Annotated in this window: 16 protein-coding genes and 1 tRNA gene; 3 read left to right on the forward strand and 14 right to left on the reverse strand. The window is 38.9% G+C overall.

Going from position 1 to position 17,079, the window contains the following annotated elements; genetic code table 11:
* Positions 1 to 16: 16 nt before the first annotated feature.
* Positions 17 to 949, reverse strand: coding sequence for a DNA repair protein RecO (gene recO, locus ACM03V_RS04045; RefSeq protein WP_414619476.1), 933 nt, complete (start codon positions 947 to 949; stop codon positions 17 to 19).
* Between the two features lie 116 nt (positions 950 to 1,065).
* Positions 1,066 to 1,734, reverse strand: coding sequence for a deoxyribose-phosphate aldolase (gene deoC, locus ACM03V_RS04050; protein WP_414619477.1), 669 nt, complete (start codon positions 1,732 to 1,734; stop codon positions 1,066 to 1,068).
* A 218-nt stretch (positions 1,735 to 1,952) separates the two neighbouring features.
* Between deoC and ACM03V_RS04055 the strand changes: the two genes are divergently transcribed.
* The gene (locus ACM03V_RS04055; protein WP_414619478.1) at positions 1,953 to 2,456 is read left to right on the forward strand and encodes a hypothetical protein; all 504 of its coding nucleotides are present in this window, start codon (positions 1,953 to 1,955) and stop codon (positions 2,454 to 2,456) included.
* A gap of 35 nt (positions 2,457 to 2,491) precedes the next feature.
* Here ACM03V_RS04055 and ACM03V_RS04060 read toward each other — a convergent pair whose 3' ends face one another.
* The 8 genes from ACM03V_RS04060 to ACM03V_RS04095 form a co-directional block, all read right to left on the reverse strand.
* Positions 2,492 to 3,943, reverse strand: coding sequence for a YcjF family protein (locus ACM03V_RS04060; protein WP_414619479.1), 1,452 nt, complete (start codon positions 3,941 to 3,943; stop codon positions 2,492 to 2,494).
* 343 nt (positions 3,944 to 4,286) lie between these two features.
* Positions 4,287 to 4,363: transfer RNA gene (locus ACM03V_RS04065), tRNA-Met, on the reverse strand.
* A gap of 42 nt (positions 4,364 to 4,405) precedes the next feature.
* The gene (locus ACM03V_RS04070; protein WP_414619480.1) at positions 4,406 to 5,359 is read right to left on the reverse strand and encodes an asparaginase; all 954 of its coding nucleotides are present in this window, start codon (positions 5,357 to 5,359) and stop codon (positions 4,406 to 4,408) included.
* A gap of 56 nt (positions 5,360 to 5,415) precedes the next feature.
* Positions 5,416 to 5,916, reverse strand: a complete 501-nt coding sequence (locus ACM03V_RS04075; protein ID WP_414619481.1) for a CGLD27 family protein — start codon at positions 5,914 to 5,916, stop codon at positions 5,416 to 5,418.
* Positions 5,913 to 6,377 (reverse strand): ribosome silencing factor, encoded by a 465-nt coding sequence (gene rsfS / locus ACM03V_RS04080; RefSeq protein WP_414619482.1) that lies wholly within the window; start codon positions 6,375 to 6,377, stop codon positions 5,913 to 5,915. Before rsfS ends, ACM03V_RS04075 begins: the two co-directional genes overlap by 4 nt.
* A gap of 142 nt (positions 6,378 to 6,519) precedes the next feature.
* Entirely contained in the window at positions 6,520 to 6,915 is a 396-nt protein-coding gene (yqeK, locus tag ACM03V_RS04085) for a bis(5'-nucleosyl)-tetraphosphatase (symmetrical) YqeK (RefSeq protein WP_414619483.1), read from the reverse strand.
* A 409-nt stretch (positions 6,916 to 7,324) separates the two neighbouring features.
* Complete coding sequence (locus ACM03V_RS04090; RefSeq protein WP_414619484.1) at positions 7,325 to 8,596, reverse strand: glycosyltransferase family 4 protein; 1,272 nt, start codon at positions 8,594 to 8,596, stop codon at positions 7,325 to 7,327.
* A gap of 712 nt (positions 8,597 to 9,308) precedes the next feature.
* Positions 9,309 to 10,334: an anti-sigma factor antagonist gene (locus ACM03V_RS04095; RefSeq protein WP_414619485.1), complete on the reverse strand. Its 1,026-nt coding sequence runs from the start codon at positions 10,332 to 10,334 to the stop codon at positions 9,309 to 9,311.
* Positions 10,335 to 10,662: 328 nt separating this feature from the next.
* Between ACM03V_RS04095 and ACM03V_RS04100 the strand changes: the two genes are divergently transcribed.
* Positions 10,663 to 11,460, forward strand: coding sequence for a 7-carboxy-7-deazaguanine synthase QueE (locus ACM03V_RS04100; RefSeq protein ID WP_414619486.1), 798 nt, complete (start codon positions 10,663 to 10,665; stop codon positions 11,458 to 11,460).
* A 555-nt stretch (positions 11,461 to 12,015) separates the two neighbouring features.
* Here ACM03V_RS04100 and ACM03V_RS04105 read toward each other — a convergent pair.
* Together ACM03V_RS04105 and ACM03V_RS04110 are read right to left on the reverse strand one after the other, a co-directional pair.
* Positions 12,016 to 12,660, reverse strand: coding sequence for a DUF3318 domain-containing protein (locus tag ACM03V_RS04105; RefSeq protein ID WP_414619487.1), 645 nt, complete (start codon positions 12,658 to 12,660; stop codon positions 12,016 to 12,018).
* Between the two features lie 80 nt (positions 12,661 to 12,740).
* The gene (locus ACM03V_RS04110) at positions 12,741 to 13,298 is read right to left on the reverse strand and encodes a hypothetical protein (RefSeq protein WP_414619488.1); all 558 of its coding nucleotides are present in this window, start codon (positions 13,296 to 13,298) and stop codon (positions 12,741 to 12,743) included.
* 278 nt (positions 13,299 to 13,576) lie between these two features.
* On the opposite strand from ACM03V_RS04110, the gene ACM03V_RS04115 reads away from it, so the two are divergent.
* Positions 13,577 to 14,584: an alpha/beta hydrolase gene (locus tag ACM03V_RS04115; protein ID WP_414619489.1), complete on the forward strand. Its 1,008-nt coding sequence runs from the start codon at positions 13,577 to 13,579 to the stop codon at positions 14,582 to 14,584.
* Positions 14,585 to 14,751: 167 nt separating this feature from the next.
* Here the strand turns inward: ACM03V_RS04115 and ACM03V_RS04120 are convergent, their stop codons facing one another.
* Both ACM03V_RS04120 and ACM03V_RS04125 read right to left on the reverse strand, forming a co-directional pair.
* Complete coding sequence (locus ACM03V_RS04120) at positions 14,752 to 16,152, reverse strand: ferredoxin:protochlorophyllide reductase (ATP-dependent) subunit N (protein ID WP_414619490.1); 1,401 nt, start codon at positions 16,150 to 16,152, stop codon at positions 14,752 to 14,754.
* 112 nt (positions 16,153 to 16,264) lie between these two features.
* Complete coding sequence (locus tag ACM03V_RS04125; protein ID WP_414619491.1) at positions 16,265 to 17,062, reverse strand: DUF5331 domain-containing protein; 798 nt, start codon at positions 17,060 to 17,062, stop codon at positions 16,265 to 16,267.
* Between the last annotated feature and the right edge of the window lie 17 nt (positions 17,063 to 17,079).

Here is a 17,079-nt window from a genome sequence, read left to right on the forward strand (position 1 = left end):
CACAGATTGTTTAAAATTAGCCGCGATTTATCGCAAAAAAAGAGTCTATTAAAGCTGCCGAACGAATTGAACGACCAAAATGGTATTGAGCATATTGTCTTAACAAGCGTTCAATATATAGCCAGTCTTCGTCGATCGCAGTTTCTTCTATTATCGACCATTGCGGTAGCTGCTGTAATAAACTTAGTTCCGAAGCACTCAAACGACGCAGCAAAGCCGGTAATTCCTCTTCATGGACAATGGTTTTGTAAGCACTGGAGGAAGAAGTTTCTTTTTGAGTAGAATAAAGTGCGCCATTATCTTTAACAACAGACGCAACTTCTACCAAATTGTTTTCTTCAATTCTCCTTGCTTTTTCTGCTTTTGTTCGCAGATTTTCCCAAGCCGATATTGAAACCACACCACCCGCGTCAATACTGAAAGCCGTCAAAGCTTTAGGATTGCTAAAATCTGGCGTAACCGGATTCCCAGTTAAACAACAAGCTTCAACTTGAGGTTTTAAACCAGCCAAAGCTAAAAGTTGAAAAATACCATCTACGAGATATGCTAAAACACTGCGGTTTTTAGGTAACTTTTCCAAACGATTTAGATGCTCGTTGAAAAGCTCAAACAACTCATCTTGCGGATATTCGCTTAAAGCTTGAGCAAGTACTATTTCCGCTAAATACTGAGAAGCTGCCAATTTACCCAAATCACCTCCCAAACCGGGATAAGTTTTGATAGTTTGTGCTTGGGTAATTTTATCGATACTTCGTCCTTTTGCAATCAGTAATTCATTGACCACAAACATCCCGCTTCTACCGCCAAGACTAGATAAATGCTTGCGTGCCCCCGGAGCAGTAGCCCGAATCAACCCAAATTCCCGCGTTAAAATTGTCACAATCCGATCCGATTCGCCAAACGCTTGAGCCTTTAAATTAATTCCAGTCGCTTTGTAGGTTCTACTCATTAATGGTTAGTTGTTAGTGGTTAGTTGTTAGTTGTTAATGGTTAGTAGTTAGTGACGATGAGGAGATGGAGAAGATAACTTTTAATTATTAACTCCTAACTCCTAACTCCTAACTCTCAACTTTCTTCCCGCTGACGGAGTAAATCAACACCTCTAGAAGTACCTAACCTAGTAGCACCTGCTAATATTAATTCTAAAGCTTGCTCAACAGTGTGAATACCCCCAGAAGCTTTAATTTCAACTCTATCTTGCGCTACTTCCTTTAAAAGCCTGACATCTGCTAGTGTTGCACCACCATTCCAACCAGTACAAGTTTTCAGAAACGTCGCACCTGCATCCATCGCTACCTCTGCTGCCAGCTTTTTCTCAATATCTGTTAATAAATTAGTTTCTAAAATTACTTTGACAACTTGTCCAGTTTCTTCACAAATCGCAGAAATTTCACGATGAATTTCCTCAGTTTTACCAGCCTTCAACCAACCCAAATTCATTACCATATCTAATTCAGTTGCACCGTTTTCTGCTGCTTCTTGCGCTTCATAAAGTTTCACCGCCGAAGTAGTCGCACCAGTCGGAAACCCGATTACAGTACATACCTTGGGCTGTTTACCATGTAAAAGCTCCGCCGCTAAACGTACCCAAATAGGGCTAATGCAAACCGACGCAAAATGATATTTATCTGCTTCTTGACACCATTGCTTAAGCTGTTGTTGAGTAGCTGTAGGGTGAAGTAGCGAGTGATCGATAAATGGCGCAATATCAATATCGGAGTGTTCTGCTGCCATCGTTTTTTATACTAATGATGATTTACTCTTCTCAATAAGTAGAGTAATACTATTTTTGATAGATTGGGCGTTTATTTTGGAAAATTTATTGAATTAACGTTTATTTTTTTTGTAGGGTGTGCTAAACCGACTGTATTTTATTGATACGATAATTTTGGATACGTTTAACGTACCATCCGGGATTATATACAAGCGGTGCGTTAGGCGCTACAAGCTAAATGGATAATTATCAAGATTTCAATGTTCAACTACAAGAATTGAACAAAGATAATCTTTACGATGCTCCAAAAGACGAATTAAATGAATATACAGATTTTGAAATCGGTTTCAAGCGGTTTTGTTTTGACAACAATCGCAATGTTTTGATAGAAATAGGCGATGAAAAAATAATTTTACATCTATATCACGATATTCTTAATGCTTTGGAAGATAGATGGCACGAACAAATTACTAAATTAGCTATTGGCAATAAAGTTAATATAACCTTTGGTCGCGATTTAGATTTAACATTTCATCCAATTGAAGATAAAGACGAAGTAATTTGTGAATATACTTTTTTAGGTACGGGCAAATATAAATATTGTAATTTCTATTTATCTCAAGTTGTAAAAATAATGAATTGCTTTGTTAATGAGGTTTTTGAGATGGCAATTCAACAAGGCTATATTACTGCTGAAGATTTTGCTGAATTTACATCGGTAAACAAAAACAATGAGACGTAGCAGTGCTACGTCTCTACAATATTGCGCTGAAAAAATTAAACTGCTGCATTCTCAATCGCAACAACTTCTTTCTCAGATTCTGGCAACAAACGCTTCACTCCTTGCTTGACAAAACTTTGCAAAAGTACCACTTGCTGATTTTGTGCAAATACTTGCTGTAAATTTTGTCCGAATTTCTCTAAATTAAATTTACTTCCAGAATTCGCCGCAATTTCCTGCTGCTCGAAGTATTCAATTAAAGCTAAACCGGCAATTCTGGTTAAATAAGCTGCACTTACACCTTGTACAACTCCACCAGCGACAAAGGTAACGGCGTTACTTTTTAATACTGTACTAATTGTCTTGGTAGAAAGTTCGACTAAACCGAGTTTCAACATCAAGCTTCCCATTTCACCAGCAACGGTTTTGGCTTGCTCTAAAGAAAACTTCTGCTGATAAACTTTACCCAAATCCATTACCATTTGAGCGTTAATTGCCGCAGTTGCTAGTATATCAAGGGCAGGTACTGGGTTTGCAAATGCCGCAGCAGCGCTTATCCACTGATATTGTTCGATTACTGGATTAGCTCGTAATTTCCTAATTCCATTTAACAAATCTTTGGTTTCGTTTTTGAGCAACTTGGCTTTTCGCATCGTAGTTGCCCATACCAATTGCTGTCTTTGAGTTAATACTTTATCCAGCTTTTGATTTAATTCTTGAATATCCGGTGCTGGTTGCTCCATCCATTCTTGCACGGAATTATCTTCAAGGTGCTTGCGTACTTTGATTGCTTGGGGAGAAGCTGCTGTTGCTGCAACATTTTCACCGATTCGCTGTTTCAAAGATAGTAAAACACTAGCACGCTCATCTGGTAAACATTGATCTTGTTTATTGTAAACCAACATCAACCGTTGATTTTCTGCTTTTAACTGCTCCAAACTTTGAAATTCTGTTTCTGTCAAATCACCATTGGTGAGAAACAGCACAAAATCGGATTTGATAGCATTATCTAAAGCAGCAGTATCCGAATTACCTTGAATAAATAAAGGTGATGTCTCTTGAAATTCTACACAAGCTAGATTTTGATTCTGCAAAACTTTAATCAAAGTGGTTTTACCCACCGATTTACCACCAGTAACTGTTAATTTAATTGATTCTCTATCTAATTCGCTCTGTAAGTATGGAATTTTTTCTTGTAGTAAAGCTGCTTTTTCTAAGGCTTCGCTACAATCACCAGCTTCTTCTACTAATTTATTTATAGCGATCGCACTAGTGGCAATGGTATTTTCTACAGTGGCTCTATCAATAGCCATTTCATCCAACTGCTCGCTGACACGTTTGGGACGATTTTGCTTTATTAACCACAAGCCACCACCAACAGCTAGCAAACTTAATAAGCTAAATTCGCCAAACTGCATTACTTTATCATGCCAACTTTCTAACATCCACAGAGAAAAGGATAAACCCACTCCTCCCACTAAAATAGGACGCTTTAATTTCCAAACCATGATTAAATTTACCCAATTATGATGGATGGTTTTTCTCTCCAGAGTATATCAAAATCCTGTGAATAAAGAATTACAGGATGAACTGATGAGTTACGATTTTTGATAATTTTCTCGTTTGATACTTGTGAAATGAATTCCTAAATGCAGCGATGGAATTTCAAAGGAGGTTTTATCTATCTTTTTTTCGCTTATCTTTTGGTGTATTTAGCTACTATGATTTCTAAAATGCCTGATATTTATTTAATGGTGTTGCCTTAATATTGAAATAAGAAAGCGATAAATCGCTTACTACAAACAAATCCCTACAATTATAAAAATCGTAGGGATTCGTTTATATTTAATTTGGTAGCGGGAAGTGGATTTGAACCACTGACCTTCGGGTTATGAGCCCGACGAGCTACCAGGCTGCTCTATCCCGCGTCGTTCTTTAATTAATATAACCCAAAGTTTATTATCTGTCAACTACAACATTGATAATTCTCCAACGACTTCCAAACGCTTGTATTGAGCCAGTGTCATAAATTTTTCTTCAAGGGCTTCGGCAGTGCTGGGGGTAATCCAACCGAGTTGAGTTAGTAAATGAATGGCTACGGCATATTTTGCTCTTTTGGCTCCATCCATAACTTTTATTACTAAACCCATTCCCTCACCAAGCCTGCTAATACACTGCAATCCTTCGGCACCTGATTTACTGATTAGCTCTCCTGGAGTTAACTGCATCAGTTCGGTGTCAAATTTGCCTTCACCTGCTAACATTTGCGGATGATGAGTCATAGCCCGGACAATACGCTCCATATCCAAACTATTACCTGAAGATAAACGAGCGTAAAGCGTGGCGATTTGACAAAGCTGCATTAAATAAGTGGGTACGCCGCAATCATCGTGAGCGCTGATGAATTCTGCTGCTGGCATCCGTAACAATTCCGATACTTTATTTAATATCAATTGCTGTACTGGGTGCTTGCGCTCTAAATAATTAGCCAATGGCCAATTACACTGCTGACAAACTGCTAACATTCCAGCGTGTTTCCCAGAACAGTTATATTCCAGGCTGCTGCGACTACCGGGAGGAACCGGACATTGCAGTGCTTTAGGATCTATATCGGCTCGCCAGAGAATATTAAAAGCCTGCCTGACGTGTTCTATATTTCCGGCATGGGAACTACAAATAATTGCTAAATCTTTATCGTTGAGGTTGTAGCGTTCTAAAGTTCCCGTACTAGTTACAGCCAAGGCTTGAAATGGCTTGAGCGCCGAACGAGCAAATGTCGCTGTTTCGGCGTTTCCTGCGACAGAAAGAACTCGTCCTCGTTCATCACACAGTGCAGCTTGGACTATATGCTTTGATTCAATAATTCCTTCGCGCAACAATCTTACTTCTATTGCGGGTGCTTGAGTTCGTTTTGCCATTATCAATCCTTAGCCACAACTTGTGAGTTATTACCTATTAACCCATAACTTTTAACTAACATTTACAGGAATTGCCAAGTTGTCATACCAGCAGCGAACAAGATAACTAAACACAATGCAGTTATTTGTAACCTTTGAATAATTGGTTTAATCTCGTAGTTGACAACTAAACGATCGCGATCTAAAACTTGTTGGGGTTTCATCCAGTTTTGACCGTCGTACCATCCAGATTCTTCGTAAAATATTACTGCACTTGCCAGTCTACCGCGCACGTAAGACCAACCCAAGTACAAACGCAATACCAGTAAAACTACTCCTACACTTGCTCCTGCGGCCCCACATAAGACGAACTGAGCAGCATATTTATGTGGGGGGAAACTTGAGTAAGCGATAGGCCCGGCTACCAACCACGATAAACCCCACGTCCACGCGATTCTGGTTAGATAAGAGCGCATTGAAAGGCTACAATCGCGAAATAGCCACGATTTTTTTAACTGTTCGTACTCGTTCAACGGTTGCTGTTCGGTAGGAACAGGACAACTTGATACCTCATAATCAATCATATTGGTTCACCCCTACCCTTTCCGGATGGCTGAAAATCTACACGTTCGGCATGACCCCAGAACGCTTCTAGATCGTAATATTCTCTCTCCGAGGGCATCATAACGTGAACGATGACTTCACCGTAATCTAACAGTACCCAACTTGCTTCGGCTTTGCCTTCCGTTCGCAAGGGCTTGCGATCGCACTTCTCTTCTACTTCTTGTTCTATGGTGTTGGCGATCGCCCTTACCTGCACGTTAGAATAACCACTCATCATGACAAAATAATCGGCGAGGTAAGATACATCCGTAACGCGAAGCAGCAACATATCGCCTGCTTTACGGTCTAGCCCTGATAGGGCAATGGTTTCAGCTAGTTCTTTTGCGCTCAAATCGTCAGCATCAAGCTGTTGAGAATCAATTCTGCGGTTAGTAACAGCAACAAATTCGGACTGCAAATCGGCTTGGAAATGATCGGACATTAAACCTTGCTCTGATAAATGTGGGTGAGGTTTTCGGATTTTTCTGGAGTTAGCGGGCGGCAACTGCGACGGTTAATTGCAAATATTAATCAATTGGTTTCTTAAATACTAGCAAAAAACAGATATTCACAACCTAAATAACTCATGATTTGCCACCGTATTTACACTTAATTAAAAACCTATTTCTGGTCGCAATTAATCGCGGATGAATCAAGCGAGGACTATCCAGTAATTTTTTCAAAGTGTAATCACAAGTCAAATATACCGCTTTATCAATATTCTCTTGACTAATTTGTCTTAATACTTGTAAAGAAGCTGTATTGCCTCTTCCCGGTTCTATGCTATCGGCTAAAAATACGATACAAGATAGCGGACTCATATCGGGTCTACCTAAAGTGTGACAAGCTATGGCATTTAACACTTGTATATCTGACACACCAAATGTATCTAAGCCTACAATAGCACTGACATCTGCGTGCAAAAGATGGGGATTTGCGGACAATATTTCGTCTAATATTAATCCCTCTTCTCGTACCATACGCATTCATTAGTTGGGGCTTAAAACCCGCGGCCAAGTCGTGCATCAGACCGGCGGTTGCGGCTTTTTGCGGGTCTAAATTATCAACAGCAGCCATTAGAGGCAGCCGTTTGTTCGACTCTGAGAATATGCTTTACCCGAAGAAGGCGGAACGTTTTGTGATAAATAAGTTAATACGCCGTGAACGCATCCCAACATAATTGCTGGTTAAAGAATAATTACAGTTAAAAGGTCATAATATTATTGTAACGAACTTTTCATTTTAGGCTTTTTCAAAAAATTACAAAATTACAAAGTTTTACAAAAAATTAACCCCAGTTGTTAAAACTGGGGTTGGGCAATTATTATAAGGCGGATATGAATTGCAAAATTTTATCTCCACACTAGAAAATATTCAAAAAAAAGTCAATTATACTTCCTGCTTAGATACAACCCTAGTGTCAATTGTTGAGCTATTTTCTTTCACAGACTCAAACAAAGACTCATAATTATTCAAAGCTTGCTCGAAAGCATATTGCTCAACAGCATATTTACGACTGTTGTAACCTAAAGTTTTAACTTTCTCTGGATGCTTGTATAACTCCAAAACAGCATAAGCCAAATCTGATGGTTCTTCTGGAGGAACGAGAACCCCACCACCGCTTTGTCGAATCGCCCTTGCAGCAGTTCCGCTATCGGGAACCGATGCGATTATTGCGCTACCGCTAGCAAGTAAGACTTGAATTTTTGACGGCATATTGAAGGAAATCACATTTTTTTTCTGTACCACCAATCCAACATCAGCAGCAGCCAGCATTTCTGGTAAACGTTCTCGTGGCTGGAAAGGCAGAAGCAATACATTATCTGCACCACATTGATTGCATTCTTCCTGAAGTCGCTGCAATCCAGAAGCTTCGCCAACAATTACAAAAGCTATATCTTGAATATCGCGTAATAATGAGGCAGCTTTAACAACAGTTTCTAAACCTTGAGTCAGAGCAATATTACCCGAATATAAAACTACAAACTTATTAACTAAATTATGTTCAGCGCGAAAAGCATTATTTTCTTTTGGCATCGGACGAATAAAATTCACATCTACCCAGTTAGGAATTTGCACTATTTTATCCGGTGCTACATTTTTAGACACCAAATTATCTACAAATCCATCAGCGATAACGCTAATTTTATCGGCAGAGCGATAAGCAAATTTTTCTAAAATTGAAAATATCCGAATTAGGGATTTGTTTTTTAGTAAACCAACATGAACCGCAGCGTCTGGTAGTATATCTTGTAGATTTAAAATTACCGGACATCTATGCAGCCATCCTAAAAGGGTAGTTGGTAGACAAACTGGTAAAGATGGTGATGTAGAAAGAATTACATCGGGCCGCCACCCGAAAAGAGCGGGCATAAAGCTAGTTACCACAAAACTAGCATCCAACATTACCCGATCGAGCAGATTGGGCTGGGGACGAATCCAAACATAGCTTCTTTGAATTTTTACACCATTTTTATACTCTGTTAAATAAAACTTGCCTCGATAGTCTTGATAAATTTTACGCTCCGGATAGTTGGGCATAGCTGTTACCACCCGTACTTGATGACCTCGCTTAACTAAGCCCTCTGCCAATTCAGTCATCAAGGGAGCAATACCGATTGGTTCTGGATGGTAATTGTATGAGTAAATTAAAATTCGCATAGCAAAAAATCTAAGAACGTACTAATAGTTCTTTTAAAGACAACATTGATTTCTAAAATGGTTCCGCACTAAAAAAGCGCTTGTATTTTATTTTCCTTGCAATATCTTTTAACGTCAGTCTATTTTAGTTGAAGATTGAGTAAAATTTAATGCAGTATGAGGATAATACTGTAAAGGTTATGTAACTTGTTAACTAATGCTTAGTTTTATAATCTCGTATTGATACTTAAGTGAAAACATCAAAAAAATTAATAAACATTGATATTTAGATATTATTTTTTTTGTCAGCAGTATTATCTCGTAATCAAGCTGCAATTACGAGCCTTCCAAAATTAGCAAAGTTCTTATTTAGCTCAAGCGTATATAAAAAATATTGTTTAATTAGAGGTTCTGCTCTGAAGTTAAAAGTATATTAACGAACATTACTTACTGCAAATCTACCCCTAGTAGTCTGTCCGAAAGAAAGAGAAAGAAAAGGGGGGAGAGGGGGGAGAAAAAAGCCTGAGTGTTTTTGCAATATACGCCGCAGAATTAATGTAGTGGAGTACTATTTCTATTCCCTATTGCCCATTCCCCATATTTAACAATGCAAAAACTAAAAATTATCTCTACAACAAAACAAAAAGAGGAATGAAATGGAAAAATCCCCTTCATACCTCCTCTTAATAAAATTTTTGCTAATTAATTACTCTAAATTAAGTAAAGTTGTTAATTACATAGCGCCGCTGCTTTTATTGAATAGAATTGAAATTGTTTTAAAAATAAGCTTTAAATCATACATTAAACTCCAGTTTTTTTGATATTGTAAATCTAAACGAATTACATCCTCAAAATTGCGAATACTAGAACGTCCGTTTACTTGCCATTCGCCAGTCATACCCGGTTTAACATCTAAACGTTCCCATTCAGGTACTTCATAGCATTCAACTTCGTCGGGTGTGGGTGGCCTAGTACCGACTAAACTCATTTCTCCTTTAAGAACATTCCAAAATTGTGGTAATTCATCTAAACTAGTACGGCGTAGAAAGCTACCCACTTTTGTTACTCTAGGATCTTTGTCTATTTTGAAAAATGCACCTTGAACTTGATTAAGCTTTTGCAGCTCGGCTTTTTTCGCTTCTGCATCTACACACATCGAGCGGAATTTCCACATCCGAAAACGCTTACCCATCCAGCCACAACGAATTTGACCAAAAAAAATAGGGCCTGGATCGTTTATTGTAATAGCAATAATAATCGGAACAGATAGTATTACTGTAATTACCAAACCAACTAAGGCACCTACAATATCAATAAATCGTTTTGTCCAAGAGCGTACAGAAGGATGAGTCTCAGGCAGTTGCTCTTCCTGTCTTGTTGGATTTTGCGGCTCTGTAAGTTCTCCTGCTTTAATTGTAAAGACATCAACCAAACCTGTAAGGTTCAGTACCGCCATCACTTGAGGAGTAACATTTTGCAGTACTAATTCAATCTCTTTTTCTCGAGCATTCTTGAAATTACTAACTAAAGCACCCAAACCACTACTATCCATAAAAGTAGTCTGCCCAAAATCAATAATAATTTTTTTGGGAGTTGGATTTGTATTAATCAGTTCTTCACAAGTTTGCTTAAAATCTAGAGCTTCAAGCACGCTCAAACGAACGCTTACCTGTACTCTAACCGTGCCCTCTGATGATTTGACCGGAAAATTTACTTCTATAGGTTCGTTACCCATGAAACCTTGAACTTTAGTTGCCATATTAATGTTTTACTACTTACATCACGCGGGTTCTAGGAACCGTTTAAATTAGCCTATTTATTAGCTGATAAGAAATAATTAACTGAAAATTTAGTTTGAAATCGAATATTATTCATGACGCTTCACAATAGAACAGGAAGTCAACTAAAGTTGGTAAGTGTCATTCGATAAAGTCGCGCCGCATAGATTTTGTGAAAGCAACGACTTTTAATCAAAAGTGACGCTCCTACATGAGGATAAGCCAAAAATCCGACTTCATAATTGAAATTTGTGTAAAAAACTTCCGTTATTGCATCGTCAAGCGCCTATATACCTTGCCATTCATCCTATGACTACCAAAACTGCTGTTAATGAGAACGCCAGCCTGATAGAAGTATTTTCCGCAATTCAAGGAGAAGGGCTAAATGTAGGAACCCGTCAAATTTTTATTCGTTTTGCTTTTTGTGACTTGCGCTGTCACTTTTGTGATAGCGCTCATACTTGGAATGCACCCGCCACTTGTAGAATTGAGCAAACCCCTGGGTATCGCGATTTTGAAATTTGCTCAAATCCTGTGTCATTACCCATGTTAATCGAATGGGTTAAGCGGCAAAATATACCTTGCTTACACGATAGCATTAGCTTAACTGGAGGCGAGCCTCTACTCCATGCCAGGTTTTTATCAAAATTCCTACCACAAATCAGTTTAACCACTGGTTTACCTATATACCTAGAATCTGGGGGACATCGCCCGGAACAACTCGCTATGATTCTACCTTACTTAGACTCTGTAGGAATGGATCTAAAGCTACCTAGTGTTAGTGGTGAAAGTCGTTGGCAAGAACACGAAAACTTCCTCCAAATATGTTATAAAGCTCAAGTTGAAGTATTCGTTAAAATCATTATTTCTAAGGCTACAGACTCTGCCGAGTTAAAACGTTCTGCTCAGTTAATCTCAGCGGTAAATCCAGCAATACCAGTCTTCTTACAGCCTGTAACACCATTAAGCCCGACCGAACAATTTACCGATCTACCCGTGCTTGCTCCGACTCCTAAACAAGTTATTGATTGCCAGGCTTTGATGAAAAAATTCCTTAAATCGGTCCGCGTAGTACCCCAAACTCACAAGATGATTAGTCAGCTTTGAATCATACTTGTAGCTTACCGTGAATATACGTAGGCAATATTTGATAAACCTTTATTTAAAGCAAGCTTGGAGTTACTATAGCGCAACCAATAAAGTTTACAATGTTTCCGTATTTATGTTTTAAAAACTATTTTGTGAAGATATTGCCAAGAAAAAAATAAGTTTCTGTAAACCACTAAGATCCAAGGTATTTTATTTAAAAAACTATAGAAGTGTGGTTCAAATTACTAAGGATAAAATTTCCATCGCTTAGCACATAAAAAATAAAGCCTAAGTATTTTGGTTTAAGTTTTTAAGCAGAATTATATTAGAACCTTGGCATTATTCTCAATATAGGAAGTAGCTAGTTATACTTTTGAAGAAAAAAATAATTTTGTGCTGATGTTTCCGATTTAGCTTTATATTATTCGCGAGCAATAAAAGAAAAAATATGCTCGAAGTCTATTACTATTTATTGGAACTAACTATCCTTTTAACCACAAGACAATCTAGAAAGAGTCTTAAAAAGCTAATTCGGTAGGGTGGGGGAGGAATCCCCATCCCTACTTATAAATATCAATATCCGCCTTCATCCATATTTCGAGATTTAGATTTGGCTTTATTAGCACTGCGCTTGAGTGCAGAAAGTCGGGCTTCATATTTCGACCTTTGGCGCTTGCTAGGAGATTTTTCAATTAAGGTTTTTAAAGCGCTACCCAAACTCTTGTAAGCATTAGGCAAACTATAGCCAAAGCGGGTTGCTAAAGCAATGGCTTTTTCATCAGCTTCAATTAATTCCCTAGCTACCTTTTCGCCACTATTCTTTTGGAACAGTCGCCAGCCAGAAACGCCACACAAGGCTAATGCAAGTACTAATAGCAATCCATCTTGTACCCACAATTCACCTACAGCGCCGCCTAAACCGATTGCCAAGGCTGCCATTTCCCAACCATCTTTAGGGATAGTATCGTTTTGAATCCGAGCGACTTCATGCCAAAATAACAGATTTCGCTGATCCATTGCCAAATCATCCCATGAAGCCAAATCAATCTGAATCTCTACCTGATCTTTACCAATTTCTTCACTACGAACCAGGAGTGGATTAACCTCGGTAGTGCCTTCAACCGTAACCCAGCTTTGTAATTCTGGAGGTAATAAGCCTTTTAATCGCCGGAGTTCGCTCATTTCCGCTTTTGCGGAAGAGGTTGCGTAAGATGTCATAAAACCACTTACCAAGAAAACTAAATTTTATATTGAGGTTGCCCTACAAGGAGTATAGCTATATGATAGACAATCCGATTTTATTCACTAGGAAATCTTCCGCGTTTTTTCCTTGCTTCCATTGCCTTTTCCAGAAGATCCAACAATCCAGGAGCTTGTTCTTGAATGCTCAGTAACAGTCTTTCACCTACTTCTACATTACCTGGGTCGTCGCCAGTCTCCATCACTTGCTGAAGACGGGGTATTGCTACACTGTCAACAAGTTGAACTAACCCACTCAAGCAACGATTAAATTGTTTCTCGGTAAGCGTCGAATCTTCGATCGGAAACTCAATTATCGCACGAATTTCCCCATCAGACGGGTCATATTCCCATTGCAACATCTTAGTTTCCCAAGAAATAACTAACATTGTTTGTAAAATTGCCGCCTTATGCGGATGATCTTTTACACCACTTAGCACTTGAGGCGCAAAGATGCGGAAAAATTTTCCATCTTCATCAAGCTGAATTACAATCAGAAAATCTTCAACGCGATCGCCTTCTACACCGGTAACAATACGGTCTTCTTCTTCATCAATACGATAGTCCCAACCAAGCTGGTCTAGATATTCGCCAATTTCTTGCACGCTTACTGCCATAAAAAGCCCCCGTTAAAACCCTCTGTACCGCTGTTGCCAGATTCAGTTTAGCAAGCTACGGGCAGAAGCTCATACATCAAATTGCTACCATCTACTACGCTTTTTAAAATAAATGTAATTTGAATTACTAATTTAAACAATAGCTCCTATAGCTATACATTACCCGAACACAAATTTACAACCATCTTCCTCCTCAAGACATATTTAACATAGTCACGAAAGATACTTAAAATATAACAAATTTATAATTTATTCCTGCCGCCCCGAATATCAAAAATATGCATGATTATTCTGCCACTACAGCAACCATAATTGAGCAAGCTGTAAATTTAGAACAAGCATTACCAATTAAAAATAAATCTTGCGCTTCAAAATTCTTTTTTCAACCCAATCCAACTGAAAAAGTTTGTCTTTTCTTTCACGGATTTACCGCTGGTCCCTATCAATTTGAACCATTAGGAAAATCATTATATGAAGCTGGCTATAATGTTCTGATTCCTTTACAGCCAGGACACGGAGTAGCGGGAAATTTTGATGGTGATAATCCTCCTCCTCTACCATTGGAACGGGAAGTTTATCTAAAATATGCAATTTCATGGCTAAAAATTGCCCAGAAGTTAGGTAATCGCGTCATAGTTGGAGGATTATCGAGCGGTGGAACTTTAGCTGCTTGGCTAACTTTAGAATTTACTCAAGAAATTGAAAAGAGTATATTATTTTCTCCTTATTTAAGTAGTAAAAATGCAATTGTAGATTTTGCCGTGGAAGTACTGCCGATTTATTATGAGTGGTTCAATAAAGATAATCCAGGTAATTTTGGCTATAACGGCTTTGAAGTTCCTGCACTACGACTATTTTTAGATATGGGTCAAGAAATCCTTGATAAAGTAAAGAATAATCCATCACCACCGATGTTTATTATAACTAGTGAAAGTGATGCAGTTGTTGACCGCAGCGACCTTAAAAGTTTGTTTGAGTCGGTAATAGAAAAGCAGCAAAAATCTTGGTATTTCTGCTTTGATAAATTATTTGATATTCCCCATACAATGATGACCGAACTTGAAGGAAATAATTATGTAGGTTTACTAAATACTGTAGCGAAAGCTTATTTAGAAAGCGATATTACCTGGGATCGGGTATTGGAAATTGGAAATAAAATCTTACAAGGAAATACTTTTGAGGCTGCGGTAAAAGATTTAAATTTGATAGACAAAGTTTCTCAGGATTTATCGGTGATGTTGTCGGCGATGGATAAGGAAGTTATTGTTGATTTTGCGGCTGAATAGTGTTTGGAAGACGGGCAAGGATGCCCCGCAGTCGCTACAACGGGGGGGAACCAGAGCAATGCGCTGCTCTTCATCCCACAAGAGAGATTTTTAATGTACAGTTATTTAGAAACCCGGTTTTTCCCAAAAACCGGGTTTCTTTATTTGTTAATTTAAGAAGCCTTATTTTAAATTTTCGCTTCTTCCCTCACCAATTTATCCCAACCCAAATCTTTCAAGCTGTTATTACGACGCAAAGGACGAGTTACTAATTCTAAAATATCTCGTGCATTGGTAAAACCATGAATTTGAGCAAAGGTAAATTCTACCGACCATTTGGTATTTATTCCTCGCGCTTCTAAAGGATTAGCGTGAGCCATTCCGGTAATTACTAAGTCGGGATTTAATTGATTAATTCGCTGAATTTGATTGTAGTTATCTGGTTTTTCAACAATTCTTGGTAAAGGTACATCCATTTCATGACAAGTTTTTTCAAGAAGTTGCAATTCAGCAGCTTGATAGCGTTTGTCCATGTAGGGAATACCGATTTCAGGAACTGTCATTCCGCAGCGAATTAAAAATCTTGCTAAAGATATTTCCAGCAAGTTATCTCCCATGAAGAACACGGATTTACCGCGAATTAACTTCACGTAGTCTTCCAAGTTTTCCCAAATTTGCGCTTCTCTTTCATCCAAACCTTTGGGAGTAATACCGAACACCGAACACATTTTCTCAATCCAGGCGCGGGTACCATCTGGCCCAATCGGGAATGGTGCGCCGATTAATTTACACTTTCGTCGCCGCATTAAAGTTGTAGCGGTGCGGCTGAGGAAGGGATTGACACCAGCGACATAATACCCTTCTTCAATTACTGGCAGTTCTGTAAATCTTTTTTCTGGTAGCCAACCCGTTACCTTGATACCTTGTCTCTTCAATTCCAAAGTCAACTGAGTGACAACTGGATCGGGTAAGGAACCAAAAAGAATTAAAGGTGGATGATCTACATATTCTGAATCGGATTCAACTACTTCTTCTTTCTTCTTACCAAAATTAAGCAGCTTTTGAATACCATTACGTTCTTCTTTATCCTTTTCTGCTGCGGGTGCTTGTTTGGGACAGCGATTAGCCATTGCAGCTAAAACGGTATCTTCTCCCTGAGTGAAAGCATAATCTAAGCCATTTGCCCGCGCTACTACCACGGGAATGCCGATTTCAGCTTCTAATCTGGGGGCAAGACCCTCCAAGTCCATTTTGATGATTTCAGTGGTACAGGTGCCAATCCAGACAATTACGCTGGGATTGCGATCGCGTTTTATTTGCAAGCACAATCTTTTGAGCTCTTCATAATCGTTGAGTTGTGCTGAAATATCTCCTTCTTCCAATTCCGCCATTGCATAACGGGGTTCGGCAAAAATCATTACCCCCATTGCGTTTTGCAAGAAGTAACCGCAAGTCTTTGTCCCAATTACTAAAAAGAAACTATCTTCGATTTTTTGATATAACCACGCTACGCAGCTAATCGGACAAAAAGTGTGGTAATTACCTGTTTCACACTCAAAATTTAAAGCTTGTGGTTCAGCAACTGTCATTTTATTATCTCCCCTTTAATTTTTAAGTTAGAAGTGAGGAGTAAGGAGTTAGGAGTTAAAATTCATAACTCATAACTCATAACTCTTAGCTCCTAACTCATAACTTTTTGTATTAGCTGTTGGGGAAGAGACGGGCTATTTCCGAATCGTCAATAGAACCGTCTGTCATATCTTCCCCTGAAAATATTTCGCGATCTTTTTGTGCAGCTTCTTCGCCCCACACATCTGTTAACGCATCGCCGAAACCAGTGCTATCACCATCTTTGAACTCGTCAAAAGAGATGTCGCCAAATGCGTCTTCAGATTCTGCACTTGGGGTTTGTGCGGATTCTTCGTCAGAAGATTCTTCTTCACCCAAAGACATATCGGATAAATCTCCCAAACCTTCAGCTTGGATGTCATCCAATCCGCTGTCTGCGCTACTCGAATTTTCTTCTAACTCTTGTCCACCCCAAGCTTCTTCTACTACCATTCCGTCTTGAGAATCTCCCAAATCCATATCTGGAATATTTTCTGCTTCTTCAGAATCGTCAGTCAGCGAAGCAACACCAGCAAATTCGTCTGAGCTTTCATCCACGGAGAATTCCGACTCCGGGGCTTCTTCTTCTTCAGCTACTGCCTGCACGGGATGTTGTCCAAGGGCTGTATCGGGATCGAAGTGCAAATCGAGTACTTCAATCAAGGTATCAGCATCAGCATTCAACTTGGAAAACGGTAACATTAACTGCGCCAATTTCGGTTCCAGGGCGTTTGCTACTCCCAGGATGAGGTATGAAGACGGGCGTTTACCACCATCGGGTGTGTAAACCGAGTCCACCTCCATATGTAATTTTATCCAGTCGCGATTCGAGGCGTAGAATTGCAACCACTTCTGCTTTAACGAATCCGTGAAACTATAAAAGAATGCCATGCTATCTCCTCATCCTG

The organism is Calothrix sp. CCY 0018 (assembly GCF_963920925.1).
GTDB lineage: Bacteria > Cyanobacteriota > Cyanobacteriia > Cyanobacteriales > Nostocaceae > Rivularia.